Source organism: Mesorhizobium calcicola, from assembly GCF_042682105.1.
Lineage (GTDB): Bacteria > Pseudomonadota > Alphaproteobacteria > Rhizobiales > Rhizobiaceae > Mesorhizobium > Mesorhizobium calcicola.
In genome coordinates, this window is sequence record NZ_JBHUGY010000020.1 from 117651 (window position 1) to 143441 (window position 25791).

General features: G+C 62.2%; 26 protein-coding genes. 15 read left to right on the top strand and 11 right to left on the bottom strand.

All coding sequences use genetic code 11. The features are described from left to right. Nucleotides 1-90: 90 nt before the first annotated feature. Together ACFSQT_RS12605 and ACFSQT_RS12610 are read right to left on the bottom strand one after the other, a co-directional pair. Nucleotides 91-645, bottom strand: coding sequence for a hypothetical protein (locus ACFSQT_RS12605; RefSeq protein ID WP_379018961.1), 555 nt, complete (start codon nucleotides 643-645; stop codon nucleotides 91-93). 146 nt (nucleotides 646-791) lie between these two features. Further along, complete coding sequence (locus tag ACFSQT_RS12610; RefSeq protein ID WP_379018963.1) at nucleotides 792-2282, bottom strand: RNA-directed DNA polymerase; 1491 nt, start codon at nucleotides 2280-2282, stop codon at nucleotides 792-794. Between the two features lie 210 nt (nucleotides 2283-2492). Here ACFSQT_RS12610 and ACFSQT_RS12615 point away from each other — a divergent pair. Further along, a protein-coding gene (locus tag ACFSQT_RS12615) for an IS630 family transposase (RefSeq protein ID WP_379018015.1) occupies nucleotides 2493-3436 on the top strand; the annotation gives its coding sequence in 2 pieces (ribosomal slippage) (nucleotides 2493-2829 and nucleotides 2829-3436; 945 coding nt in all). A 63-nt stretch (nucleotides 3437-3499) separates the two neighbouring features. Here the strand turns inward: ACFSQT_RS12615 and lepA are convergent. Continuing rightward, a complete protein-coding gene (gene lepA, locus ACFSQT_RS12620) occupies nucleotides 3500-5305 on the bottom strand; it encodes a translation elongation factor 4 (protein WP_379018965.1) in 1806 nt (601 codons plus the stop codon). 184 nt (nucleotides 5306-5489) lie between these two features. On the opposite strand from lepA, the gene ACFSQT_RS12625 reads away from it, so the two are divergent. The 5 genes from ACFSQT_RS12625 (at nucleotide 5490) to msrA (ending at nucleotide 9384) form a co-directional block, all read left to right on the top strand. Then, nucleotides 5490-6530, top strand: a complete 1041-nt coding sequence (locus tag ACFSQT_RS12625; protein WP_379018967.1) for a TadE/TadG family type IV pilus assembly protein — start codon at nucleotides 5490-5492, stop codon at nucleotides 6528-6530. A gap of 129 nt (nucleotides 6531-6659) precedes the next feature. After that, nucleotides 6660-7031 carry an endonuclease domain-containing protein gene (locus tag ACFSQT_RS12630; protein WP_379018969.1) on the top strand — a complete coding sequence of 124 codons (372 nt, stop codon included), beginning with the start codon at nucleotides 6660-6662 and terminating at the stop codon, nucleotides 7029-7031. 273 nt (nucleotides 7032-7304) lie between these two features. Next, nucleotides 7305-8003, top strand: coding sequence for a DUF1223 domain-containing protein (locus ACFSQT_RS12635; RefSeq protein WP_379018971.1), 699 nt, complete (start codon nucleotides 7305-7307; stop codon nucleotides 8001-8003). A 131-nt stretch (nucleotides 8004-8134) separates the two neighbouring features. Beyond that, entirely contained in the window at nucleotides 8135-8476 is a 342-nt protein-coding gene (locus ACFSQT_RS12640) for a hypothetical protein (RefSeq protein ID WP_379018973.1), read from the top strand. A gap of 158 nt (nucleotides 8477-8634) precedes the next feature. Continuing rightward, nucleotides 8635-9384: a peptide-methionine (S)-S-oxide reductase MsrA gene (msrA, locus tag ACFSQT_RS12645; protein ID WP_379018975.1), complete on the top strand. Its 750-nt coding sequence runs from the start codon at nucleotides 8635-8637 to the stop codon at nucleotides 9382-9384. Between the two features lie 144 nt (nucleotides 9385-9528). Here the strand turns inward: msrA and ACFSQT_RS12650 are convergent, their stop codons facing one another. Next, entirely contained in the window at nucleotides 9529-10533 is a 1005-nt protein-coding gene (locus ACFSQT_RS12650) for a cytochrome d ubiquinol oxidase subunit II (protein WP_379018977.1), read from the bottom strand. 9 nt (nucleotides 10534-10542) lie between these two features. Further along, entirely contained in the window at nucleotides 10543-11904 is a 1362-nt protein-coding gene (locus ACFSQT_RS12655) for a cytochrome ubiquinol oxidase subunit I (protein WP_379018979.1), read from the bottom strand. 256 nt (nucleotides 11905-12160) lie between these two features. Between ACFSQT_RS12655 and ACFSQT_RS12660 the strand changes: the two genes are divergently transcribed. Further along, nucleotides 12161-13087: an ABC transporter ATP-binding protein gene (locus ACFSQT_RS12660; protein ID WP_379018981.1), complete on the top strand. Its 927-nt coding sequence runs from the start codon at nucleotides 12161-12163 to the stop codon at nucleotides 13085-13087. A gap of 14 nt (nucleotides 13088-13101) precedes the next feature. Continuing rightward, nucleotides 13102-13863 (top strand): ABC transporter permease, encoded by a 762-nt coding sequence (locus ACFSQT_RS12665; protein WP_379019424.1) that lies wholly within the window; start codon nucleotides 13102-13104, stop codon nucleotides 13861-13863. A 58-nt stretch (nucleotides 13864-13921) separates the two neighbouring features. Here the strand turns inward: ACFSQT_RS12665 and ACFSQT_RS12670 are convergent, their stop codons facing one another. Further along, complete coding sequence (locus ACFSQT_RS12670; RefSeq protein WP_379018983.1) at nucleotides 13922-14959, bottom strand: phosphatidylglycerol lysyltransferase domain-containing protein; 1038 nt, start codon at nucleotides 14957-14959, stop codon at nucleotides 13922-13924. A gap of 349 nt (nucleotides 14960-15308) precedes the next feature. Here ACFSQT_RS12670 and ACFSQT_RS12675 point away from each other — a divergent pair, with 349 nt between their 5' ends. Beyond that, nucleotides 15309-16505: a flavin-containing monooxygenase gene (locus tag ACFSQT_RS12675; protein WP_379018985.1), complete on the top strand. Its 1197-nt coding sequence runs from the start codon at nucleotides 15309-15311 to the stop codon at nucleotides 16503-16505. On the opposite strand, the gene ACFSQT_RS12680 is transcribed toward ACFSQT_RS12675, so the two are convergent. After that, on the bottom strand, nucleotides 16497-16721 hold the full coding sequence (locus ACFSQT_RS12680) for a hypothetical protein (RefSeq protein ID WP_379018987.1): 225 nt from the start codon (nucleotides 16719-16721) through the stop codon (nucleotides 16497-16499). The two genes, ACFSQT_RS12675 and ACFSQT_RS12680, sit on opposite strands and share 9 nt — an antisense overlap. A 135-nt stretch (nucleotides 16722-16856) precedes the next feature. Beyond that, entirely contained in the window at nucleotides 16857-18860 is a 2004-nt protein-coding gene (locus ACFSQT_RS12685; protein WP_379018989.1) for a PhoX family protein, read from the bottom strand. 629 nt (nucleotides 18861-19489) lie between these two features. Between ACFSQT_RS12685 and ACFSQT_RS12690 the strand changes: the two genes are divergently transcribed. Continuing rightward, complete coding sequence (locus tag ACFSQT_RS12690; RefSeq protein ID WP_379018991.1) at nucleotides 19490-19966, top strand: hypothetical protein; 477 nt, start codon at nucleotides 19490-19492, stop codon at nucleotides 19964-19966. Between the two features lie 159 nt (nucleotides 19967-20125). Here ACFSQT_RS12690 and ACFSQT_RS12695 read toward each other — a convergent pair whose 3' ends face one another. Both ACFSQT_RS12695 and ACFSQT_RS12700 read right to left on the bottom strand, forming a co-directional pair. Next, entirely contained in the window at nucleotides 20126-20788 is a 663-nt protein-coding gene (locus ACFSQT_RS12695) for a response regulator (protein ID WP_379018993.1), read from the bottom strand. After that, nucleotides 20785-22176, bottom strand: coding sequence for a sensor histidine kinase (locus ACFSQT_RS12700; protein ID WP_379018995.1), 1392 nt, complete (start codon nucleotides 22174-22176; stop codon nucleotides 20785-20787). Before ACFSQT_RS12700 ends, ACFSQT_RS12695 begins: the two co-directional genes overlap by 4 nt. Before the next feature lie 171 nt (nucleotides 22177-22347). Between ACFSQT_RS12700 and ACFSQT_RS12705 the strand changes: the two genes are divergently transcribed. From ACFSQT_RS12705 to ACFSQT_RS12720, 4 genes are all read left to right on the top strand, one after another. Continuing rightward, the gene (locus tag ACFSQT_RS12705) at nucleotides 22348-22689 is read left to right on the top strand and encodes a hypothetical protein (protein WP_379018997.1); all 342 of its coding nucleotides are present in this window, start codon (nucleotides 22348-22350) and stop codon (nucleotides 22687-22689) included. A gap of 14 nt (nucleotides 22690-22703) precedes the next feature. After that, the gene (locus tag ACFSQT_RS12710; RefSeq protein WP_379018999.1) at nucleotides 22704-23405 is read left to right on the top strand and encodes a phosphatase PAP2 family protein; all 702 of its coding nucleotides are present in this window, start codon (nucleotides 22704-22706) and stop codon (nucleotides 23403-23405) included. 83 nt (nucleotides 23406-23488) lie between these two features. Next, nucleotides 23489-23638, top strand: coding sequence for a hypothetical protein (locus tag ACFSQT_RS12715; RefSeq protein WP_379019001.1), 150 nt, complete (start codon nucleotides 23489-23491; stop codon nucleotides 23636-23638). Nucleotides 23639-23771: 133 nt separating this feature from the next. Further along, nucleotides 23772-24320: a hypothetical protein gene (locus ACFSQT_RS12720; RefSeq protein ID WP_379019003.1), complete on the top strand. Its 549-nt coding sequence runs from the start codon at nucleotides 23772-23774 to the stop codon at nucleotides 24318-24320. 61 nt (nucleotides 24321-24381) lie between these two features. Here the strand turns inward: ACFSQT_RS12720 and ACFSQT_RS12725 are convergent, their stop codons facing one another. After that, complete coding sequence (locus tag ACFSQT_RS12725) at nucleotides 24382-25041, bottom strand: glutathione S-transferase family protein (protein ID WP_379019005.1); 660 nt, start codon at nucleotides 25039-25041, stop codon at nucleotides 24382-24384. A 293-nt stretch (nucleotides 25042-25334) separates the two neighbouring features. Between ACFSQT_RS12725 and ACFSQT_RS12730 the strand changes: the two genes are divergently transcribed. Next, on the top strand, nucleotides 25335-25706 hold the full coding sequence (locus ACFSQT_RS12730) for a YciI family protein (RefSeq protein ID WP_379019007.1): 372 nt from the start codon (nucleotides 25335-25337) through the stop codon (nucleotides 25704-25706). Nucleotides 25707-25791 lie beyond the last annotated feature (85 nt).

A 25791-nucleotide genomic window follows, 5' to 3' on the forward strand; every position in this document is an offset into this window, starting at 1 on the left:
GGTTTTATTGAAGGGCGGCCTTACCCTCGAAGGGGAGCGGTCCAAGAGCTAGCAACACGGCCCCGCTGCGGTAAGCCCGATGGGGCAACGTCAATGCGATATCTCTCCGCTTGAGATAGCATACGAGAGCTTCTGGAAGAACTCAGGTGCATCAGAACCCGAAGCGCTATATACGATTTCGTCAATATTAGTGGTAAATTCCACTCCCCGGAGAGGGTTCATTAATATGATCGCCTCGTATGTTTCTTTTCCTTCGAAATATCGCAGGGCGGCATAGACGATTACCTGCCGTAAGTCATGGCTCCGAAATTGCCTATCTGCGTATTTCATCTCCACAAGCGTATTTGCAAACTCAAAATCTCCTTTACAGCTTCCAATAATACCATGGCCGCGATACGTCGGGGCCTTGATATCGTTTAAAGAAATACCTTGTGACAAAAAGTAACGCCGAAGCCATCTAGCCAACCTGTCCACTTCGTCGGCCTCGGCCGCGCTCAACTCATCACGCTCGGCGGCGAGTTCTGCGATGTTGAGTTTCAAGAATTCCAATGCCTTCTTGACTGCCACCGGTCTCAAGTCGGCAATTTGTTCATCCGGCTGTCGAGCAGACTCAAAGAAAAGAAAATATCCTGCCTCGCTGATCAAGTCCCGCCTTGAAGGGCTGGTGCTGGGACTGGCTGGCCGACTTATTCGATCGTACCCAAGGTTCATAGATCGCGTAACGGACTCCAAGTTCGGAAGCGCGCTGCGCCAGAAGTTAGAAAACTGCGATGCAAACAACCTCTCGCTTATCATATCGCTAGCGGCGCATTTGGTTTTTCCGATCGCCAGTCACGGACAATCATCTCGAAGGCATCAAACCTGCTTTTCATATGGTCGCGCCAGTGTGAGCCCTCGTCAACCATCGAATACGACGCCAAAATAAGTGCTCTTCGCTGCCAACCTGAGATCGCGCCAAAACTAGCCTTAAAGACGGACAGCCACGAAAAATTACCCCAATTTGCAAATATCATGATGATATCCCTACGAACCAGCTCAGACAGCTCGCGGTCAAAGCATCGATGAAGATACCCTCTATTGCTGATAGTGTTACACTTTCCTACAATTCGATTTGAGTATGCTACATGCATGTCAAGAGCCATTACCTCATGGCCGCTATCATATAATTCTATCAGCCGAGCACAAATCCCCTCCTTCTCCCTTTCACCAAGCTCGTCTATCACCTGATATATCGTCTGAAAGACGGTTGGCGCGATGGGATAAAGAGCCTCCATATTGTCAAGCATCGGCAATATGGCCCCATACTTTGCATTCACGCTTACTAGTCTCAGCGCTTCCACTATCTTGCGTGTCGATGGTATGTGTACGCGTGTCTGTGATAGCTGCTCATTTAGAAGCGCCACCACATCGATCCCTTCTAGTTCGTCCTTCAACTCTTCGTACTGCTCCGCGGAATTGGGGGCGTAGGGGTCAAATCTCAATGTCAGCGACATAAGCCTCTGAATAGGGGATCTAAGCTCTTTATCATCACCTTTTATCTGGGAAAGAACATTTCTGAATTCCGACGATGTCAGTATTCTCGTTTTCGATTTTTGAAGGGATAACCCTTCGTTGTCTAGCGCCTTATATATCTTAACAATAATCTCATGCGCTTCTTTTTTGCTGTTGCAAAAAATATGGTAATCATCCGCATATCGAAAGAATTTTATGCCTGAGCTAAAAAGGTAATCTTCCGAATTGGCCAGAGCCAGTTCTGCAAGAATTCGTGCCGCCGGACCGCCAATCGGTAAGCCAGCCGATCTCGTTCCTGTAAGATACTTCATGTATTCAAGAATAATCTTCCGAACGACTGGTTGTGACCCAATCATGCGGAGGGCGTTATCAAGCTTGTGATGGCTAACGCGCGAATAGCAATCTGCGATATCGCATGTGACGACATACTGATCGCTTTGGCATTCGGCCAGCGAACTTGCGATGAAGTCCTTCCAAGAAACATCGCGTCGAAAGAGTTCGCCAGATAGATAACTGTCCTTGTTCAGCCGATAGGAGAAAATCCTATCCGGGCCAAGCCGGGCCTTCTCGATCGCTTCCGCGATCGAAAGAACGTTGCCCAGCAGAAATGCGTTCCAAAGTGGATCTAGTTGCGACGCCCATCTAAACCCAGAATGGTGGACGGCCACAAGTGATCGAATATCGTTGGAAGGGTTTTGTACGAAGGACTTATCGAAATCGCCGTAGATCTGTAGGAGTAGTTTGACGACGGCGGTTTTCTTGTCGTGCATTATTCGATTTTCGATCGGGAACGGAAATATGTCCGTGTCACCGAATCGATATATGTTGTCTATCGCTGCCTCGAAGAAGTTCTTCATACATCCATCAATCAAAGTGGCACTGAGGGGCGCACCTAGAGCACGTCCCGCGATCAATGAATCGATTGTGATGTGACGTCGGGCTTCGCGGGTGATTCAACATCCACTTTGATGAGGTGGATGATGGGAAGAGCACTGAGCGACGATCTTCGATCGCGGGTCTTGAAGGCTTCGGACGCGGGCATGTCTGCCCGGCAGGCGGCGGCGCGGTTCGGCGTCGGCATATCGAGTGCAATCCGGTGGATCGCACGGGCGAAGATCGGCGAGCGGACGCCGCGGCCGCAAGGCCGTCGACGCGCGTCCAGCCTCGATGCGCATAAAGCCTTCATCGTGGGGTTGATCGATGAGCGCAAGGACATCACGCTGAACGAGATGGTAGAGCGGCTGGCGGTCGAGCGATCGGCTCGGATCAGTCGCAGCGCCTTAAGCGCCTGGCTTGGCCGGCACGGCTGGACGTTCAAAAAAAGTCCGCACATGCACTGGAGCAGGATCGTCCCGACATCCTGAAGCGCCGTCGTGCGTGGTTCGACGGCCAACTCGACCTCGATCCGGCAAAGCTGGTGTTCATCGATGAAACTGGACTATCGACCAAGATGGCCCGGCTGCGGGGCCGTGCGCCATGCGGTGAGCGTTGCCGGGCGGGCGTGCCGCACGGCCATTGGAAAACCACCACCTTCACCGGCGCACTGCGGCTGACGGGCATGACCGCCCCGTTCGTCTATGACGGCGCCATGAACGGCAACGTATTCCTGGCCTATGTCGAGCAGGTGCTGGTCCCGACCCTGTCGGAGGGCGACATCGTCGTGATGGACAACCTTCCCGCCCACAAGGCCGCCGGCGTTCGCGATGCAATCGAGACGACCGGCGCGAGGCTCATGTTCCTGCCGCCCTACAGCCCCGACTTCAATCCGATCGAAAACGCCTTCTCAAAACTCAAGGCTCTTATGCGGGCCAAAGCCGAGAGGACAATCACAGCCCTGTGGACCGCCGTCGGATCGCTCGTCGACCTCTTCACCCCAGCCGAATGCCAGAACTACTTCAAGGCCGCAGGTTATGACCCAGATTAAACCGGACGTGCTCTAGATTGATGTACTAATTTTACTCACGCAAGTTCCCGGAGGAAAATCTTTTTAATCCCCCATCTTCAAGGCCTGGATAAACGCCTCCTGCGGGATATCCACCTTGCCGAACTGGCGCATCCGCTTCTTGCCTTCTTTCTGCTTGTCCAGCAGCTTGCGTTTGCGCGAGACGTCGCCGCCGTAGCACTTGGCGGTGACATCCTTGCGCAGCGCCGAGATGGTTTCGCGGGCGATGACCTTGCCGCCGATGGCGGCCTGGATCGGGATCTTGAACAGATGGTGCGGGATCAGCTCCTTCAGCTTCTCGCACATCTGCCGGCCGCGCTTTTCCGCCGCCGTGCGGTGCACCAGCATCGACAGCGCGTCGACCGGCTCCTCATTGACCAGGATCGACATCTTCACCAGGTCGCCCTCCTTGTAGTCGGTCAGATGATAGTCGAACGAGGCATAGCCCTTGGAGATCGACTTCAGCCGGTCATAAAAGTCGAAGACGACTTCGTTGAGCGGCAGATCGTAGGTCAGCATGGCGCGTTTGCCGACATAGGACAGGTCGGCCTGAACGCCGCGCCGGTCCTGGCAGAGCTTCAGGATGCCGCCGAGATAGTCGTCGGGGGTCAGGATGGTGGCGCGGATCCACGGCTCCTCGATCGCCGAGATCTTCACCACGTCGGGCATATCGGCCGGGTTGTGCAGCTCCTTCATCGAGCCGTCGGTCAACAGCAGCCGGTAGACGACGCTCGGCGCGGTGGCGATCAGGTCGAGGTTGAACTCGCGCTCCAGCCGCTCCTGGATGATTTCCAGATGCAAGAGGCCAAGGAAGCCGCAACGATAGCCGAAGCCGAGTGCGGCGCTGGTTTCCATTTCATAAGAGAAGGACGCGTCGTTGAGGCGCAGCTTGCCGACCGCGGCGCGCAGGTCCTCGAAATCGGCGGCGTCGACCGGGAACAGGCCGCAGAACACCACCGGCTGCGCCGGCTTGAAGCCGGGCAGCGCCTTGGCGGTGGGGCGCTTGTCTTCGGTGATGGTGTCGCCGACGCGTGTGTCGGCCACTTCCTTGATCGAGCCGGTGAAGAAGCCGAATTCGCCGGGGCCGAGCTCGTCGACATTGATGCGGGCCGGCGTGAACACGCCGGTGCGCTCGACCAGGTATTTGGCGCCGGTGCCCATCATGCGGATGGTCTGGCCCTTCTTCAAGACGCCGTCGATGATGCGCACCAGCACGATGACGCCGAGATAGGCGTCGTACCAGCTGTCGACCAGCATCGCCTTCAACGGCGCCGTGGCGTCGCCCTCGCGCGGCGGCGGCAATTGGTGGACGATGGCTTCCAGCACATCGGGAATGCCAAGCCCGGTCTTGGCCGAGATCAGCACGGCGTTGGAAGCGTCGATGCCGATCACCTCCTCGACCTGCTCGCGGATGCGCTCGGGCTCGGCGGCCGGCAGGTCGACCTTGTTCAGCACCACGACGATCTCGTGGTTGTTGTCGATCGCCTGGTAGACATTGGCCAGCGTCTGCGCCTCGACGCCCTGGCTGGCGTCGACCACCAGCAACGAGCCCTCGCAGGCGGCGAGCGAGCGCGACACTTCATAGGCGAAGTCGACATGGCCGGGCGTGTCGATCAGGTTGAGGATATAGTCCTCGCCATTGTTGGCGCGGTATTTCAGCCGCACCGTCTGCGCCTTGATGGTGATGCCGCGCTCGCGCTCGATGTCCATCGAGTCCAGCACCTGTTCCTTCATGTCGCGCAGCTCCAGCCCGCCGGTCAGCTGGATCAGCCGGTCGGCAAGCGTGGATTTGCCATGGTCGATATGGGCGACGATGGAGAAATTTCGGATGTGGTCGAGGGGCGTGCTCATGGCGCGCGCTTTAGCAGGGGCAGCTTGCCCGAGCAAGCGGCCCTGCCCGGGGCAAGCGCGGGTACTTGTCGGCTTTATCGGGGGATTCCCCGGAAACTCGATAAATTTTAACCAAGTCCGTTAGAGCAAAGTTTGCGACTGTCATGTTAGCCGGTGGAGACAATTCGTCGATAAGGATCAAGGTATGCGGGCGCTAGCAAGCAGGTTTCTCGGGTCGAGGAGCGGCTCGTTCGCGCCGATACTCGTCCTCGGCATGATGCCGATACTTGCCGCGGTCGGCTTCTCGGTCGACTACACCTCGGCGGTCCAGACCAGGTCGAATATGCAGGCAGCACTCGATGCCGCGATCCTGTCGATCACCACGATGCCGACGACCTCGACGCTGCCGCAGCGCCAGACGGCGCTGCAGACGGCCTTCGACGCCAATTTCGACGGTGGCCAGGGCACAGCAACGCTGAATAGCTTCGTGGTCGCCTCCGACGGCACCGCCACCGCGCAGGCCACGGCGAGTTTCTCCATGCCGACCATATTCATGAAGATCGCCAGGATCGACAACGTGCCGATCGCCGTTGGATCGGCGGTGAACAAGAAGCCTGCGCTGGTGCAGAGCACCTTCAAGGTCACCGCAGTGTCAGGTTACTGGAACAAGAAAATGACGCTCTACGGCACGCAATTCGGCGCGTCGGTGGCCAAGCCGCTGATGACGATCGATTACGTCTACGGCGGCGGCACAGATCCCAAAGGTTACGGCACCACCACAGTCAGCACCGTCAACAGCTTGGGCGTCTCCACGGTGGTCCAGAAGCAGGTCTGCACGGTCGGCAGAAACGCGCCCAACGGGGTGACGGTCAACACCGATAAGTTTGGCACGAAATATTACTGTGTCGACACGATGTATCCAGCCAACAGCGCCGGCGCTGTAATCGACGTCAGTCTGATGGCCGGCCTCTCTCTGCAGATGAACGTGCCACAAGGCAACCCGCAAAACCTCCTGTCGAACGATGCGACCACCTCCAATCGGCTCTATATCGACGGCACCGAGGTGCCGACCGGCCAGATCGTCGACATCTTCACCGCCGTGCCCTGCGGCCAGCCCAGTACGCAGGCCTGGGAGGATGGTGGCAACACGGTGCCGGCGCCGGTCTCCAATGCCGACTTCTTCTACAGCGTCACCGGCCAGTGTGCCTTCAACAAGCGCCCGTCCGACACGCTGCTGACGCAGTAGGGTTGCCAATCTCGCCCTCGTGGGGTCCAAAGGGCGTGCGAGGCCCCGTGACTCGCCCAGGGCGGTGGATTGGCACGCAGCCCGAGACGGTTGGCTGGACGGAACGCACCGACCAATTAATCTGGCGCCATGCCGCACCAACCCGTCCCGCCAGCCAAGCGCAGCTTCGCCCGTTCGCTCCGGCGCGAAATGACGGAAGCCGAAAATAGGCTGTGGCATGAACTGCGTGACCGCAGGCTCGACCGGATAAAGTTTCGGCGCCAGGTTCCCTTTGGAAGGTACATTGCCGATTTCGTTTGCCTTGAAGCTTGCCGGATAATCGAGGTCGATGGCAGCCAGCACGCGGAGTCGGATTCCGATCGGATCCGCAAGGCTGAATTGAAGGCGCGGGGCTTTCGCATCCTGCGCTTCTGGAACGACGATGTTCTGAAAGACTTGAACGCTGTCTGCAATACGATCATCGCCTATGTACGGGATACGAGTTTGCAGCCCTGGCGGTAGGGCGCCGACTTCCCTTCTCCCCCTGTGGGAGAAGGTGGCCGAGCGAAGCTCGGTCGGATGAGGGGTGTTCCAGCTTGGCACTGGCGGCAATCCGTCCAACACCCCTCAACCGTCTTGGCGCTACGCGCCAATCCACCTTCTCCCACAAGGGGAGAAGCAGAGAACGCCGGCGAACCGATCACAAACCGGTGAGCGCTGTAACGAAGCCTCGGCCGGCGGCGAAGTGGGGACATGAGCGGCGCATCCGGGCGCCGCCACCCACGGAGCTAGCCGATGTCGCGATCCCGCAGGTCTATCGCTTTGTCCAGCCTGGGCGCGCTTGCGCTCGTGGCGTCGCTCGGTGCGGCGCAAGCCCAGCCGCTCACCGTGGTCGAGCTGTTCACCAGCCAGGGCTGCTCGTCCTGCCCGCCGGCCAACGCCAATCTGATCAAGGTCAAGGACCAGCCCGGCGTGCTGGCGCTGTCCTTCAACGTCACCTACTGGGACTATCTCGGCTGGAAGGACACGTTCGGCCGCCAGGAATTCACCCAGCGCCAGGTCACCTACGAACCGCCGCTCGGCCATGACGGCCCGTTCACCCCGCAAGTGGTGGTCAACGGCCATGCCGATGTCGTCGGCGCCGCGCCCGGCGAAATCCAGCAGCTGATCGCGAGCGCCGGCCGCACCAGCGGCCCGGCGCTGTCGCTCGACGGCGGCAAGGTCAGCATCGGCGCCGGCTCGGCGCCGGGCGGCCGGGCCGATGTCTGGCTGGTGCGCTATGCCAAGGGCGTGGTGGAGGTGCCGGTGGCGCGCGGCGAAAACACCGGCCGCACCTTGCCGCATGCCAATGTCGTGCACGCGCTGACGAAGCTCGGCAGCTGGACCGGCGCAGCCGCGGCGCTGGATCTGCCGGCCGCACCCGGCGGGCTCAGCACCGCCGTGCTGGTGCAGTCGCCGGGCGGCGGACCGATCCTCGCCGCCACGACCAACTGAAGTTCACCCCGGCATTTTCCCAGAAGGATCATGCGCCAACAGGTCTGCGCCACGCCGCAGGAGCGGCGTCGCAACAACCCGGCCGGCAAAGCCGCGCCATCATCGCCAACGACCAACCCAAGGAGACCATCATGACTACTTTTTTCCGGCCGACACTGTCGGCCCGCCTGACGCTGCCGGCGCTCGCTCTCGCCCTGTGCTCGACGGCGCTGTTTGCAGGCGGCATCGCCCGTGCCGACGACGCGACCAACGCCATGAAGCCCGCCGCCAACGCCATGAAGCCGGCGACTGACGCGATGAAACCGGCGACCGATGCGATGAAGCCGGTCGATCCGATGGCCACCAACGCCATGAAGCCTGCCGCCGATGCCATGAAACCCGCTACCGACGCGATGAAGCCGGCGGCGGAAGCGATGAAACCGGCTGCCGATGCGATGAAGCCCGCGGCGGATGCCATGGCTCCGGCCAATTGAGATTGGTCCGTGGCCTGCTGTCCCTGGCGGGCTCCCTGTCCAGCCAGGGGCAGTCCTTGAGGGCGCACGCGAATGTGAGGCGCCGTCGCAACTCACACATCGCGCCGTCGCGCCTAATCCAATAGACTGATCCCAATGGAAGCCACAGGAGTGCAACCATGACCAACATCAGGAAACCCAGCCGTCGGATCGGCCCTCACCGCCCGATTGGCTTTGCCAAAGCCGCGCTCGCGGCCCTCGCCCTGGCCGTCGCTGGCGCCGCCTTCTGGCTGACGCCGGCGGTTTCCGCCGAGGACGCGGTGGTGATCCCGCCGCCGGCGATCGACGAGAAGGCGGCCAGCGGCAGTGAAAAGGCGATCTTTGCCGGCGGCTGCTTCTGGGGCGTGCAAGGCGTCTTCCAGCACGTCAAGGGCGTCAGCAAGGCGGTCTCCGGCTACACCGGCGGCAGCAAGGATGACGCCGTCTACGAGACGGTCGGCAGCGGCCGCACCGGCCATGCCGAATCCGTCGAGATCACCTACGACCCGTCGAAGGTTACCTATGGCCAGCTGCTGCAGGTCTATTTCTCGGTCGCCCACAACCCGACCCAGCTGAATTTCCAGGGACCGGATTCGGGCACCCAGTACCGCTCGACGATCTTTGCCGAAAACGATGCGCAGAAGAAGATCGCGCAGAGCTACATCGCCCAGCTCGACCAGGCCAAGGTCTTCCCCAAGCCGATCGTCACCACGCTGGAAACCGGCAAGACCTTCTATCCGGCCGAGAACTATCACCAGGACTTTTTGACGCTGAACCCGACCTATCCCTACATCGTCTACAACGACCTGCCCAAGGTGGCGAACCTGAAGCAGCTGTTTCCGGCGCTGTACAGCGAGAAGCCGGTGCTTGTGCTGTCGGCGAGCAACTGAGGGCTGGGTGCGGATGGCGCGGGTGGGCAGCGCTGCCCATCCCTTCGTCATCCTAGGGTCTGCGCCGCGTCGCTTCGCTCCTTGCTTCGCCCTAGGATGACGAAGCGATAGATAACGCCACGTCTTCCGCCACCCACTCACACCTCAGTCGTAGGTCAAATCCGTCGCCTTGCCGCCGAACACCCGGTAGGCATAGAACGAATAGAAGATGATGACCGGCAGCACCACCACGGTGCCGGCCAGGATGATGGCCAGGCTTTCCGGCGCCGAAGCCGCCTGCCAGATGGTCAGGCGATCGGGCACCACGAACGGGTAGAACGACCAGGCGAGACCGGCAAAGCCGAGCGCGAAGATGGTGGCCAGCGTCAGGAACGGCGTCAGCGAATGGCGGTCGTCTGCCTTTGGCAGATGGAAGGTCTGCCGCCACAGCCACAGGAACAACAGCGCCGACAGGATCGGCAGCGGCGACAGATAGAGCATCGCGGGCCAGACGAACCATTTGTCGAAGATGCGCGGGCTGGCGAAGGGCGTCGCCAGCGATACCGCGGCCATGCCGAGCGCGGTCAGCACAAGGGTGGTGCGCAGCCAGCGCACCGCCTTCTTCTGCAAGTCGCCCTCGGTCTTGTAGATCACCCAGGCCGCCCCCATCGCCGCATAGGCCGCGGCAAGGCATAACGCCACCAGCACGCCGAACGCCATGCCGCCGAAGCCGACATCGAGGCCGAGCACATAGACGCCGAGCATATAGCCCTGCGCCAGCGAGGCGATGACGGAGCCGAGGAAGAAGATACGGTTCCAGCGGTGCTTCTTGCCGCTCGGCACCTTGGCGCGGAAATCGAAGGCGACGCCGCGCAGGATCAGCCCGACCAAAAGCACGAACACCGGAATGTAGAGCGCCGTCAGGATGACGCCATGCGCCAGCGGGAAGGCGACCAGCAGCAGTCCGACGGCCAGCACCAGCCAGGTCTCGTTGGCGTCCCAGAACGGGCCGATCGCCGCGATCATCGTGTCTTGCTCGGCGTCTTCGGCGGCGGCGAACAGGATGCCGATGCCGAGGTCGAATCCGTCGAGAATGACGTAGATCAGGATGGCGAGGCCCATCAGGCCGGCGAAGATCAAAGGCAGCAGGGTTGGCCAGTCAAAGCTCATTTTCTTCTCCTACTCGCCCGCGGCCGGCTGCGACATCGGCGCGTTGAGCACGCCCGGCAGCGGCGATGAATCGCCGTCCTTCGCCGCCTTCAGCGCCAAGTGCACCAGCACGCCGAGATAGGCGATCAGCAAAAGCACGTAGAGAATGAGGTAGATGGCCAGCGTCAGCGCGACATGGCTGCCGGCCACCGGGCCCACGGCGTCGGCGGTCTTCAGCACCCCGGTCACCAGCCAGGGCTGGCGGCCGATCTCGGTGGTGTACCAGCCGGCCAGCGTCGCCAGCCAGCCCGACAGCGCCATCGGCACCATCAGCAGGGCGAGCGGCTTCGGCAGGCTGTGCCGGCGCTTGAGGAAGAAGGCCGCCGACCAGGACACCGCAAGCATCAGCAGTCCTGTGCCGACCATGATGCGGAAGCTCCAGAAGATTGGAAAGACCGGCGGATGGTTGCCGGGAAAGTCGTTCAGCCCCGGCACCACGCCGCTGGTGCTGTGCCGCAGGATGAGGCTGGCGCCGTCGGGGATGGCGATCTCGAACCTGTTTTCCCTGGCCGCCTCCTGGGGCAGGGCGAAGAGGACCAGCGGCACGTTGGGGCCGGTGTTCCAGTTGGCCTCCATGGCGGCGATCTTCTGCGGCTGGTGCTCCAGCGTGTTCAGCCCATGCTGGTCGCCGGCAAGGATCTGGATCGGAATCAGGATCGCCGCGGTGAAGACGCCGGTGCGCAGCGCCTTCCACATCGATTCCGAACGGTCGCCATTGAGATAGCGCAGCGCCGACAGGCCGGCGATCAGGAACGATACCGTCAGCCCGGAGGCGAGCAGCATGTGGACCAGCCGGTAGGGCATCGACGGGTTGAAGACGATCGCCCACCAGTCGACGGCGTGTGCGACGCCGTCGCGGATTTCGAAGCCGGCCGGCGTCTGCATCCAGGAATTGAGCGCGATGATCCAGAACGCCGACAAGGTCGTGCCGCCGGCCACCAGCACCGTCGCCAACGTGTGGATGCGGTTGGAGACGCGGCGGAAGCCGAACAGCATGATGCCGAGGAAGGCCGCTTCGAGGAAAAAGGCGGTGAGGATCTCGTAGGCCAGCAGTGGCCCGGCAATGTTGCCGACCTTTCCCATGTAGCCCGGCCAGTTGGTGCCGAACTGGAAGCTCATGGTGACGCCCGAAACCACGCCCATGGCGAAGGACAGCGCGAACACCTTCACCCAGGTGAAATAGGCGCGCATCCAGGCGGAATCGTTGGTCGCGTTGTAACGGAGCTTGAAGAACAGCAGCACCCAGCCAAGCGCGATGGTGATCGTCGGAAACAGGATGTGGAACGAAATATTCGCGCCGAATTGCATGCGCGACAGGATGAGCGGGTCCATGGTGGGCTCCGGCTGCTTCTAATGAGGCAAGAATAGGCCTGTCGCGCCCTAGGGTCAAAGCGGCGTCCAGCCGCGAGGCGGAACGCCGCAGCGTCCGGGCAAGATGCCGCATGCGTGCGGCGGCGTCTCGCCATCCGCCGGAATGGCCGGCCTGCAACGATTGTCGAGAACTGTCAGCAGCGGCATTGACTTCCGGTTGCATGCAACGACATTCGGCCTATATCAGGTCACCTCTTTCAAGCAGCCGTTTTCAGCCATGCCCTCCATCCTGTCCATTTCCGGGGTCTCCAAGACCTACGCCACCGGCTTCACCGCGCTCAAGGAGGTCAATCTCGACATCCAGCGCGGCGAGATCTTTGCGCTGCTCGGCCCCAATGGCGCCGGCAAGACGACGCTGATCTCGATCGTCTGCGGCATCGTCAACCGGTCGACGGGCACCGTCACGGTCGACGGCCATGACATCGGCAAAGACTACCGCGCCGCGCGCAGCCTGATCGGACTGGTGCCGCAGGAACTGACCATCGACGCTTTCGAGAGCGTCTGGGCGACCGTCAACTACAGCCGTGGCCTGTTCGGTAAGCCGGCTAATCATGGCTTTGTCGAGAAGGTGCTGCGCGATCTCTCGCTATGGGACAAGAAGGATGCCAAGGCGATTACGCTGTCGGGCGGCATGAAGCGCCGGCTGATGATCGCCAAGGCGCTGTCGCATGAGCCGCGCATCCTGTTCCTCGATGAACCCACGGCCGGCGTCGACGTCGAGCTGCGCCAGGACATGTGGGAGATGGTGCGCCGGCTGCGCGAGGACGGCGTCACCATCATCCTCACCACGCACTATATCGAGGAAGCCGAGGCGATGGCCGACCGTGTCGGCGTCATCAACCGCGGCGAGATCATCCTGGTCGAGGACAAGGCCGAACTGATGCACAAGCTCGGCCGCAAGCGGCTGCTGCTGGAGCTGCGCAGCCCGCTGACGGCGATTCCCGACGCTTTCTCGCGCTACGCGCTGGAACTGTCGCCGGATGGCGGCCAGTTGACCTACACCTATGACAACCAGGCCGAGCGGCCGGGCGTCGCCTCGCTGATCCGCGACCTCGAGGCCGGCGGCATCCAGTTCCGCGACATCGACACGCAAAACAGCTCGCTCGAGGAGATCTTCGTCAATCTGGTGAGGAGAGAGCCATGAACCGGCCCGCGACCATGAATCTACGTGCGGTATGGGCGATCTACCGGATGGAAATGGCGCGTGCGTTCCGCACCGTGCTGCAGAGCATCGTCTCGCCGGTCATCTCGACATCGCTGTATTTCGTCGTCTTCGGCTCGGCCATCGGCTCGCGCATCACCGAGATCGACGGCATCAGCTACGGCGCCTTCATCGTGCCGGGACTGATCATGCTGTCGCTGTTGACGCAGTCGATCTCCAACGCCTCGTTCGCCATCTACTTTCCGAAATTCGTCGGCTCGATCTACGAATTGCTGTCGGCGCCGGTCTCCTATATGGAGATCGTCATCGCCTATGTCGGCGGTGCGGCGACCAAGTCGATCCTGCTTGGCCTGATCATCCTGGCCACCGCCTCGCTGTTCGTGCCGCTCACCATCCAGCATCCGTTCTGGATGCTCGCCTTCCTGGTGCTGACGGCGATGACCTTCAGCCTGTTCGGCTTCATCATCGGCATCTGGGCGAAGAGCTTCGAGCAGCTGCAGCTGGTGCCGCTCTTGATCATCACGCCGCTCACCTTCCTTGGCGGCAGCTTCTATTCGATCAACATGCTGCCCGGCATCTGGCGCACGGTGACGCTGTTCAACCCGGTCGTCTATTTGATCAGCGGCTTCCGCTGGAGCTTTTACGGCAAGTCCGACGTCTCGGTCGGCGTCAGCCTCGGCATGACCATCGTCTTCCTGCTGGTCTGCATAACCATCGTCGCCTGGATCTTCAGGACCGGCTATCGGTTGAGGAACTGACGGATTAGGACTTGGGTTCCTCTTCCCCGCTTCGCAGGGGCGAGGAACCCAAGTCCTGTCAAATCGCCTTGACCAGCCGCAACAACCCCAGCATCTCGACATAGGTGCCCTTGCGAAAGGCGATGTAGACCGGCTCCTCGACACCGTGGAAGCGGCGCTTGAACGCTGCCTGGCCTTGCAGGTTGAACCTGCGGCGGTTGATCCACGGCGAAGAGTAGGCGCGCTGGAACGCACTGCGCCAGAAATCGCTTTCGGCAAATCCGCTCGGGCCTACGTCGAGCATCGGCGACAGGCCAAGCGTGACCACCGAGATGCCTTGCTCGCGGAAACGGTCGACGGCGAATTTGGTCAGGCCGATCTCGGCGTGCGGCGAGGCATCGATATGCTTGCGCTTGAAGGCCGTGGTGTAGCCGATGACCTTGCCGTCGGCAAACAGCGGGTCGAAGTCGAGCAGCGCGACCAGTTCGCCATGGGGGCCATGCAGCACGAAACGGCGCATGTCGGTGCCGAGATGGTCGGCGAACGGGCGGTTGAGAAAGCCCATCTCCCAGCGCTTGACGATGCGGTCGCCGCGCCAGTTTTCGGAAAGCCGGGCAATCTCGTCGAGGTCGATGGTCCGCCTGTCCTCGTCGAACGAAAAGCCCTTCTTCAGGAGCCAGCGCTCGGAATAGCGCACGGTCTCGTTGCGCTTGCCGGAAAAATCATGGCCGGGCAGGTTGAGGCGGGTGTCGATGCCGAGACGATTGACCTTGTAGCCGAGCCCGGCCAGCACCCGCGCGGTCTCTTCGCCGATCTGCACGAACCACGGGCTGCCGGCGGTTTCAACGAAGCGTCTGATATAGTCGGGCCGCAGCATTGGGGCCGCCACCGGATCGCCGAGCGCGAAATGATGCTTCATCTTGGTGCCGAAGGCGATGTAGCCGTCGGCATCGCCGAAATAGGAAAGCTTGCCTTGCACGGCGGTCGAATAGGCAAGCGAGAAGTCGCCATGGCGGCGCACCAGCGCCAGGCGCTCGACATGGGTCAGCGCCTGCCGCGCCACCTTGGGCGCGGCGCCCTCAAGGACTTTGTCGAAATAGATCCGCAAGGAGGGCATGGTCGAGATTCCGCGTGCCGCCTACAGCGCCGCGCGTCCTGGACGCGCAAAGGTGCTGTAACACTTTGATTCTGCGCATGACCTCGGAAATCAAACTCGATTTCGGGCATGCGCGTGGGGGATAACACAGACCCGTCAGCCCTCAGGACCCTCGAATCGATCACATTGCCGCGACCTGATTACCGCTGATATCGCGCATATGCCATATAGTGCGCAACCGCTGCCTGGCGTATGGCTCGAAAATCGGCAGCGGTTTGTTGTATGAATCCTGCGCGGGATCAAACCGTTACAGCGTCCCTGCAAGCTTTGCGGGAGTGTAGCGACAGGCAAACAGGGAACTCGAGAGTAAATGGCTGATACGACAATCGGGCGGGTGGCGGACCAGCCGGTGACAGTCGAGCCGGCAATCGTCGTCGGTGCCGGTGCTGCCGGACTGGCCGTCGCGCATGCCTTGATGAACGCCGGCGTGCCGACGGCGATCCTGGAAAAGGAAAGCCGGCTGGCCGAGCCCTGGCACCGGCGACACCGGCAGTTGCATCTCAACACCCACCGCGACCTTTCTTCGCTGCCTGGCCTTGCCTATCCGCCGGGCACGCCTGCCTTTCCGCACCGGACGGTCGTCATCCGCCATATGAATGATTTCAGGGAGGAGAACCGGCTGCCGGTGCAGTTTGGCGTTGCTGTCGAAGAGATCGCCTTCAAGGGCGATCACTGGGCGGTGCTGACCAGCGCCGGGCCGCGCCTGGCCCGCCATGTCATCATCGCCACCGGGCGCGACAGGCAGCCGTTCATTCCCGAATGGAAAGGCATGGAGGGTTTCGCTGGCCGCATCATCCACGCGGCGGATTTCGGCGACGCGCAGGACTATGCCGGCAGGAAAGTGCTGGTCGTCGGTGCCGGCAATTCGGGCTTCGACGCGCTCAATCATCTGGCGGCCATCAACACGGCCGCCATCTGGCTGTCGGCCCGCAACGGCCCCGCGCTCTTGCCCAAGCGGATCGGCAAGATCGCCGTGCACCGGCTTTCGCCGTTCATGGCGCGCTTGCCCCTGCGGGTCGCCGATGTGGTGATGGCGGCAACGCAGCGCCTGGTTTTCGGCGACCTGACCAAATTCGGCATGCCGCCCGCGCCAGCCGGCGGCGCCAGCCGCCTGACCTCGGACTATACCGCGATCGCCGCCGATGACGGCGCCGTCCGCGCTATCAAGGCCGGCAAGATCGTTGTGATGCCGGCCATACGCGAATTCACCCGCGACGGCGTGATCCTGGCCAATGGCAACCTGATCCATCCCGACATCGTCATTGCCGCCACAGGCTACCGCACCGGGCTGGAGCCCATGGTCGGCAAGCTCGGCGTCCTCGATGGCAAGGGCGTTCCGCTCTTCAACGGCGGCGAGGCCGATCCGAATTTGCCCGGCCTGTGGTTCACCGGCATGCGGCCAAGCATTCGCGGCTGCTTCGCCAATGCCGCCATCATGGCCAAGGCGATCGCCAAACGGATTGCCGGCTCCGCTGGCGTCTCCCGCCAATCCGGCGGCTCAGGCTGATTTCGGTTCGAGCCGCCGGAAACCGACCACTTCCATCAGCATGTCTTCTTCGACCATGCCGGCATTGTGCAGGGCAAGCAGGGTGAGAGCCAGTTCGCGCGCTTCGGTCGATTCGGGATGCGCTTCGCGGCGCCGGCAGGCTTCGTCGAACACACGTTGCAAGGTGGCGACTTCGGCAGGCTTGAGCAGGCCACGGTCATAGACGGACTTGGGCATGGCGATCTCCTGGTAAAGACCTAGGGCGCCATGTTTAAATTGCCAATCTTTCCCGTGGCTTGAGTGATTTCACGCAGAAAAGGAGAGGCCCGGATCCCGAAGCCCCTCCTTGAGATTGCAAGCAAGCGCCCGATATCAGACCGCGATCTTGCCACCGCCCTGTTTGGTGATGGCGACGACCGCCGGCCGCACCGGCATGTCCGGCTTGAAGTCGGGCCAGCGCGTCGACAGGTCCTCATAGTAGGAGGGGCGGCCGAACGGCTTCCAGTCCTCGCCGCCGTCGCCCGGATGCTGGACGGCGACGAAGGCGGTCTGATCGTCGGGCGCAAACAGCGGGCCGCACATTTCGGCGCCGATCGGCACGCGGAAGAACAGCTTTGAGGTCGCCCGCGCCGACCCTTCGGTGTCGACCGCCCACAGGCCATCGGTGCGGCCGGTGGCTTTCGGGCCCTGGCCGTCGGTGGCGACCCACAGGCGCCCGGCCGAATCGACCGCGCAATTGTCTGGCATGCCGAACCAGCCATTGGCCGTCGTTGCCGTCGAGAAGGTGGCGCCGACATCGGCAACCGCCGGATCGCCGCATTTCAACAGCACTTCCCACTTGCCCTTGGTGGCAGCGAAATCGCCACCATCCTCCGATATCTCGATGATATGGCCGAAGGCGTTTTCGGCGCGCGGGTTGGCGGCGTCGACCTGGTCTGGCTTGCGCTTCGAATTGTTGGTCAGCATGACATAGACCTTGCCGTTGACGGCATTGGGCTGGATGTCCTCGGGGCGGTCCATCTTGGTGGCGCCGAGCAGGTCGGCGGCACGGCGCGTTTCGATCAGCACGTCGGCCTGGCTGGCGAAGCCGTTTTCAGGGGTCAGCGGGCCCTGGCCGAAGACGATCGGCAGCCATTCGACCGAGCCATCCTCGGCGAACCTGGCGACATGCAGCGTGCCGTCGTCGAGCAGGTCCTTGTTGGCGGCATGGTCGTTGGCGTTGAAAATCCCCTTGGTGACGAACTTGTAGGCGTAGTCGAAGCGCTCGTCGTCGCCGAGATAGAAGACGACGCGACCATCCTTGGCGACGATCGACTCGGCGCCCTCGTGCTTGAAGCGGCCCATGGCGGTGCGCTTCCGCGGCGTCGAGGTCGGATCGTTGACATCGACTTCGACGATCCAGCCAAAGCGGTTGGCCTCGTTCGGCTCCTTGGCCAGGTCGAAACGGTCATAGTGCGCGGCCCATTCATAGGCCCCTTCGGGAATGCCGAGGCGCTTGTAGTTGGCGGCTTCCTTATGGCCCTCGGGCAATTCGCCGGAAAAATAGCCGTGGATGTTTTCCTCGGCCATCACATAGGTGCCCCAGGGCGTGACGCCGCCGGCGCAGTTGTTGAAGGTGCCGAAAACCTTCGTGCCGGACGGGTCGGCATTGGTCTTGACGCGGTCATGGCCGGCGACCGGGCCGGACAGCGCCATTTCGGTGTTGGAGGTGATGCGGCGGTTGAGCTTGCCGTCGCGCACCACCTGCCATTTGCCCGACACCTTGCGGATCTCGACGATGGTGCCGCCATGCGCCGCCATCTCGACGTCGATCTGTTCCTTGCTGAGCGGTGCGACGTCCGCCGACTTCTTGCCGTCCTTGTCGACGATCTTGACGATGCCCGGGAACATCAGATGCGGATTGGTGTATTCGTGGTTGACGACCAGCAGGCCATGTTCGGCCGAACCGTCGATCGCGATGTAGCCGACATAGTCGTTGTTGTAGCCGAACTGTCTCGCCTGGGCCTGCGCCGACTGTTTCGTCGGGTCGAACTCCGGCGAATCGGCAAACAGCGGATCGCCCCAGCGCAGCAGCACGTCGGCATCGTAGCCCGGCGCAACATGGTGCGTGTCGTCGATGCCGGCCTCCAGTTCATCGAACGCGAAGGCGGAGCCTTCGGCGGCCCGGGCTTGGTCGGCGCTGACCAGCGCCAGCGGGCTGACGGTGGCGGCAATGGCCGAGACGGCCAGCGAGCCTTTCAGGAAACCACGGCGCGAGAACCGCGCGGCGATGATCTCGCCCATGGTGCGGTTGTCGGTGGGGTTGGTGGCCGGGCCGTCATTTTCCTCGAGCAGGCTGGTGCGGAATTTGGCGTCGGGGGAGCGGTGTTCGGTCATCTGGCTTGCCTCTGGCTTTAGGGGTGGCTGGAGCGTGTTGCCTGTTCGACCCCCTTATAGTCGGCCGATCACATTTTCGTGACATCAAGCGACCTTTCAGACACAACAGGCATTCCGCGCCGTCGGCTAAGCATTCTGCGGGCAGCACGTAGCGTGGGAAAAGCGTCCCTTGTCAGACCCGGCAAGGTTTTTGGCGGCATCGCATCGGTCGTGGCAAGGCCGCCATCTCGGGGATGGGCGGCCATTTGTGAACGCCGGCACTGCACTCGACCGCACGATTGTCGAACGTCCCGCGACGGCGGACGATATCAGTCGTCTTCAGGCCTTATGAAGGTCTTGGAGGGCCTACAAGTCACCTCCGCCGCCCCCGGCGGAGGTGACTTGATGTTCGGCGTCGGCCGCCGCCGGGCGTCAGGAAAGTCAGGCTCCCGTCGGCGATGGCGGGCCCGCCGCCGTCCATAAGAGGTATTTATTAGCATATGCTTGGGACTTTAGTCCAATCTTGCGCTTGCAAAGGTCCTGGGTGACAAGCGCAACGGTCGGATGCGGCTTTCAGGGATCACTTCTTTCGGCGATGCTTGTGCGATTGCAACGTCGACGGTGGGCGCGCCAGCTCGACGGAGATCAGGATGCACAGATCGATCACGACCCGTTGTTGCCGGCTGGCGCTTAGATCGGCGGCCGCGCTGGTGCTGACCATCGCTCCCTATCAGTTTGCCTTCCACGGCTCCGCTCCGGGGCTCCACGACGCTAGCGCACAGGCTGGCGGCAATGGCGGCGGCGGCGGCAATGGCGGTGGTGGCGGCGGCGGCAATGGCGGTGGTGGTGGCAACAGCGGCGGCGGCAACAACGGCAACGGCAACGGCAACGGAAACAGCGGCGGCGGCAAGTCTCACGGGCAGAACAGCAGTGGCAACGGCCATCATGTCAACGCCAAGACCGGTGACCAGGTTGACGTGCAAGGCAAGAAGATCACGGTCCTGCATCCCGACGGGATAAAGGAAAAGATCGATAATGGCCGTTTCAGCATGGAGGATGCGCTCGGGCGTACGATCATCGATCGCCAGGCCACGCCGGCGGATGTCAGCCGCCTCAAGGCCTTGTGAAGCTGGCCAACAGGCAGCGGCCGGCTTCACACGTCACCTCCGCCGCCCCCGGCGGAGGTGACCTTGTTTTTGTCACCCCGTTTCCGTTCGGAATTGCATTAAACAAGGATCGAGCGGTTTGGCGTGAAACGGTGACCGCTCCAGGGTTGGTGGCACCCTCTACGGATGGTTTCGGTCCCGGTCGCGCAACTCACGCATCATCAAGGCCGCTTCGGTGCGGTTTCGCACATTGAGTTTCGACAGCACGCCGGTCATGTGATGCTTCACGGTCTTCTCTTGCAGCTCCAGCCGCAGGGCAACTTCCTTGTTGCTTAGCCCTTCCGCCACCAACCGCAGAATTTCTGTCTGTCGCTCGGTGAGTTGCCGCAGCCGGTCCGCTATGCCGTCGGTCGGCTGCAGGGACTGGAGATCCGAAAGCAGGCGGGCCGACAGCGTCGGCGAAAGATAGCTTTCGCCAGCCGCCACGGTGTGCAGGATCTCGGCCAGCCCGCGCGATCCGACACCCTTGAGGACATAGCCATGTACCCCCGCATTCAGGGCCCTGGTCACATCGGCATTGGCCTCCGAAACAGTCAGCATGACGATCTTCTGGGCGGGATGGTCGGCGAGGATGCTTGCAACCGCGGCCAGGCCGCCGCCAGGCATCGAGATATCGAGCAGCAATATGTCGGGCCTTACTGTCGAGACGATGCGTTCGGCATCCTGCGCCGTGGCGCCCTCGCCAACCACCTCGAAGCCTCCGATTTCCGTCAGGCTGCGCGTCACGCCTTCGCGAAACAGGGGATGATCGTCGATAATGGCGATGCGGATGGCACCAGTCATGCTTGCTCCTCGACCGATAAACGGATCACCAATCGCGTGCCATGCGGCCCAGTCAAGGTCTCGAACTGACCGCCAATGCTTTCGACCCGCTCCCTGAGGCCGGCGAGGCCGAGGCCCTCGACTCGTGCCGGATCGAAGCCTGGCCCGCCGTCCGACACTTCAACGAAAAGCCTGCCACCCTTCATCCCGGCACTCACCGCTTGATCCTTGCCTCGCCCGTGGCGATAGGCATTGTTCAGCCCTTCCTGCACGAAACGATAGATGCTGATCTTCTCGGAGGCGCCAAGTTCTGGCAACTGTCCGGTCAGCGTGAGCGTCACGGACGTTCCCGTCCTCAGCTCGTGTTCGTTGACGGCCAGCCGCAGGATCTCCGTTGCGGCAGCCGTCTCTATCTGCGGCAGGACGAGGCCGGTGCAGATACCGCGTATTTCGCGCATCGCATCCTCCAGCGTCTTGCGGATCATCGCGATCTCGGTCGCGCGGCTTTCGCCCGAATGGCCATCGCCGGAAAATACCGGACTGTCCATGCGCAGCGCCGCCAGGGCCACGAGCTGGGCCGGACCGTCATGGAGATCGGCGCCGATGCGGCGCAGGTATCTTTCATTGAGCGCGGTGGCGCGGCGGGAGGCCCGCTGCACGCGCAGCCGCAAGGCACTGTTTTGCGTCACCAGGTCCTGCAGCTCCGACACCTGGCGGCGCAGCGCCCCGCGCTGGTCGTCGATGGTGCGACTGCCGCGCAGGACGATGCCGGACAGGAGCAGAAATGCCGCCAAGGTGGCGCCGGCCACGATCAGCCAGCTCGACAGCAGGGCGGAAGCCAGGGTGGCTTTGAACTCGTCGGCGACCTCATAGAATTCGGTGACGGCCACCACCGCGCCGGACCAGGGCTCGCGTACGGGATTGTAGATCTCCAGCAACGGCACGCCGATCGCCTCTTCCTGGCCTTCGTTCTCATCGAACGTATCGAATTGGGCGACGACATTGCCCTGGAAGGCGGAACGCAGACCTTTGCTCGGATCGAAGCGGCGGCCAATCAAGGCCGCCTCCTTCGCATAGAGAACCGTGCCGTCGCGGCGCCAGAGCCTGAACGATACGATGCGCTTGCCGAGCGCGCCCTGGCCAAGCGTTTCGTCGAGCGCCTGCTTGACGGAATCGCTGAGCTCCTGGCTCTTGCGCAAGTCGGGCAGCAGCGGCGCAATCACGCTGTCGACATAGAGGGCCGTCGTGGCAGCCGAATTGCGGATGACGCCTTCCCGGATCTGCGTCGTCACCCAGGAGCCCACCACCAGCATGACGGCCAACAGGCCAAAGCCGCCGGCAATGACGAACTGCAGGGCAAGGGAAAGCTCGCTCCAACGCCGCGCCAAGTCTTGAAAAAAACGAATCATGGACCCCTGACCGCCCTTCAATCGACAAGGCTGGGCGATATCTGCACATTGAGCTTCCGGCTTGCCGTTGCCAAGACCTACGTTTGATGATGGTTTCTTGACGTTCCGGCGCGCTTGGGAAACAAGGTCCGCGACACACGCGGCGCGAGCCGCTTCGAGAGGGGATGGGACGTGAGCTTTTCGGGGTTGCTGCAGCTTGGCCTTTCGACGGTGATCTTCCTGCTGGCGGCGACGGCGGCCAAGCAATGGGGTCTGGCGCCAAGCCTCGGCAAGATCCTGCTGACGCTGGCGCTCTATTCGCTGGGCAATCTGGTTATGCTGCGGCTGATCCGCGAGTTCGGCATGTCGGTGTCGTTCAGCCTCTCGGCCGTCATCCAGCTGGTCTCGGTGAATGTCGTCGCCCTGGTCTTCTTCGGCGAGCGCGTCAACGTGCTGCAGGCGACCGGCATCGTGCTGGCGATCGCCGCCGTGGCGCTGATCACGCTCGGGCCCTATGTGCAAGGGCGGTTGTAACGGGCGAGTTGCCGATGAAGAACGCCGCGAAGGCTCTGCTCAACCGGGTCGAATTCCCGGTGCTGCTGGCCGGCCTGGTCGTCGCCGGCTGCCTGTGGGGGTTCGAGGAGCTGATGGAGGTGGCGCGGGCCACCACGCCGCACGCCTTCGACACTGAAATCCTGCTCGCCTTCCGCCAGCCGGGCCAGCCGGGGGTGCCGATCGGCCCGCTTTGGCTGGAAGGTGCGGTGCGCGACCTCACCAGCCTCGGCAGCTCAGCCGTGCTGGTGCTGATCACGGCAGCGACGATCATCTATTTGCTGTTGATCCGCCGGCCGGCAACGGCGCTGCTCATCTTCGTCGCGGTGGCGGGCGGACAGGTGCTGTCGAGCCTGCTGAAGGTCGGCGTCGACCGGCCGCGGCCCGAGCTCGTTTCGCATCTCGTCAACGAGACGTCGCTCTCGTTCCCAAGCGGGCATGCCATGCTGTCGGCCGTGACCTATCTGACCCTCGGCTCGCTGGCGGCCCGTTTCCTGCCAGGCCGGGTGACGAAGATCTATGTGTTGTCGCTTGCCGTGCTGACGACGGTGCTGGTCGGCGTCAGCCGCGTCTATCTCGGTGTCCACTGGCCGTCGGATGTGCTGGCCGGCTGGTGCGCCGGCTTCGCCTGGGCGATGCTGTGCTGGCTGGCGGCATGGGCTCTGCAGCGATGGCGCGGACAGAGCGACGATGCCTGACCAATCGCCGTCAGATCAGCCTGTTGATCAGGTGTCCGCAGCCCGATAGCAGGAAAACCACCGACAGCAAGCATGCCGATGTCATGAAGGTCCTGAAAATATTCAACGGCGTCGCCCCTGCCCCGGATGGCAACACCCTAGCTCGCATTCCTTGGGAAGTATCCGAAAAAATGGGACAGGCAGGCGATGGCGCTTACGTCTCGGACATTCATGTCGATACACCATCAGCATGAACCACTCGCTATGCATTAGACGTACCTAAGCTTCGCTGTCCAGAAACATGCGATCTGCTACTGTTTGCCACCGGCAAACGGCTCTGGATAGCCGCGCCCGACATCATGCACAAGACCAACTCAAAACCGGAGAATGGCCATGAAACGGCTTCTGACGGTCGCTGTCCTTTTGGCGGCGAGCAGTTTGTTTGCAATGCATAAAGCAGCGGCCGATGATGCTGCGATGATCAAGAGCGCTGAATCCGCAGCGCCCGCCGCGGTGGCAAGCGGCGCTGCGATCTACGCCATGGATGACAAGGGTGCCATGCGCACGCTGCGCGAGGGTAAGAACGGCTTCTGGTGCATGCCGGACAGCCCGTCCACGCCTGGTCCAGACCCGATGTGCGGCGACGCCAACTCGATGGAATGGGCGATGGCTTGGGTCGAAAAAAAGGAACCGCCCAAGGGCAAGGTCGGCTTCATGTATATGCTGGCCGGCGGCACCGACGGCAGCAACACCGATCCTTATGCGACGAAGCCCGAGGAAGGCAACAATTGGATAGAGACCGGCCCACACGTGATGATCGTCAACGCGATGGACTTGATGAAGGGCTATCCGACGGATCCCAAGCCTGACACGTCCAGGCCATATGTGATGTGGGCGGGCACCCCTTACGCACATCTCATGATCCCAGTTAAGTAGCTGAATGGACCACCACGCGGGCGCAAAACGCTTGTTTCGCCCGCGTGTGTCACCAGAAGGCTCATTGCAGGTGAGGGTAGCCCGCTGATGCGGCGGTGAAAACCGCCAGTTGAGCCTCGTATGCGCGCTTGAAGGCCGGCCGCGCTTCGCCGCGGGCGACATAGGCGGCGAGGTTCGGATCCAGCAGGCCCGATCCGTTCAACCGGCGCAGGACACCCACCATCACTAGGTCGCCGGCGCTGAACGCACCGTCGAGCCAGTCCGCATCGCCCAGGCGATCGGAAAGCTGGCCCACCCGGTCACGGATGCGCTTCTCGACGATCGGCCGACGCTGCTCGTAATTGGTCTTGTCGTACTGGAGGAGCATGGGGGATACGCGTTCGAGAATCGGCGGTTCAACCGTGTTGAGCGCGGCAAACATCCAAGTGATTGCGCGCGCCCGGGCATTCGCGTCGTCCGGCAGCAGGCCCGCGTGATGCTGCGCGATATGGAACACGATCGCGCCGGATTCGAACAAAGCGAGGTCGCCATCTTCATAGGTCGGAATCTGGCCGAAAGGATGCAGCGCAAGATGCGCGGGCTGCTTCATCGCGCTGAACGAAACAAGGCGAACGTCGTAGGCCTGGCCCACTTCTTCGAGTGCCCAGCGAACGCGCATGTCGCGCGCCTGTCCCATGCCGCGGTCGGGCGAGCGTTCGAAGACTGTTATGGTGGGGATCATCGGAAGGCTCCTCGTGTTTGCCCAGTTGTTGCGCTTAGCCTCCAGAGGACGAACGATCGGCGTCACTCCCGACACCCTGCCTCGTTTTTAGCTACGGGATTTCGTGATCCGAGGCTGGCTGCGCCTTGATCCGCGATGCGCGGGCGCAGCTGAACGGGAAACGAGAGACGCAGGTGCAACCGGGATATCCCGGCCGGTGACGAAGAAATTGCGGGACGGTGTCGATTTCCGTAAACGCTGTTCGTCGTTTCGATGCGAGGCCGATGAGGCCGGCTCAAAACAGGAGGCAGACGATGCGTGTGATGGTGTTCGTGAAGGCGACCGAAGACAGCGAAAAGGGCTTTGTCCCCACGCCCGAGACGATGGCGATGATGGAGGCAATGGGCAAGTACAATGACGAGCTGCGCAATGCCGGCATCCTGCTCACCGCCGACGGCCTCAAGCCCTCCTCGGAAGGCAAGCGTATTGCGTTCGATGGTCCCGGCCGCAGGGTCATCGACGGGCCTTTCGCCGAGACCCGCGAGCTGGTCGCCGGCTTCTGGCTGTGGGAAGTCAAGGACATGGACGAGGCGGTTGCCTGGGTGAAGCGCTGCCCCAATCCCATGCCGGGACCGAGCGAGATCGAAATCCGGCCGCTGTACGAGATGGCCGATTGGCAGCAGTAGCTGACGCCGGAGGTCATGGAAATCCATGACCGGACGCGCCAGAAGCCCAGCGGCACCAGCGACTGTCGGCCGCGGCCTGCTTGCC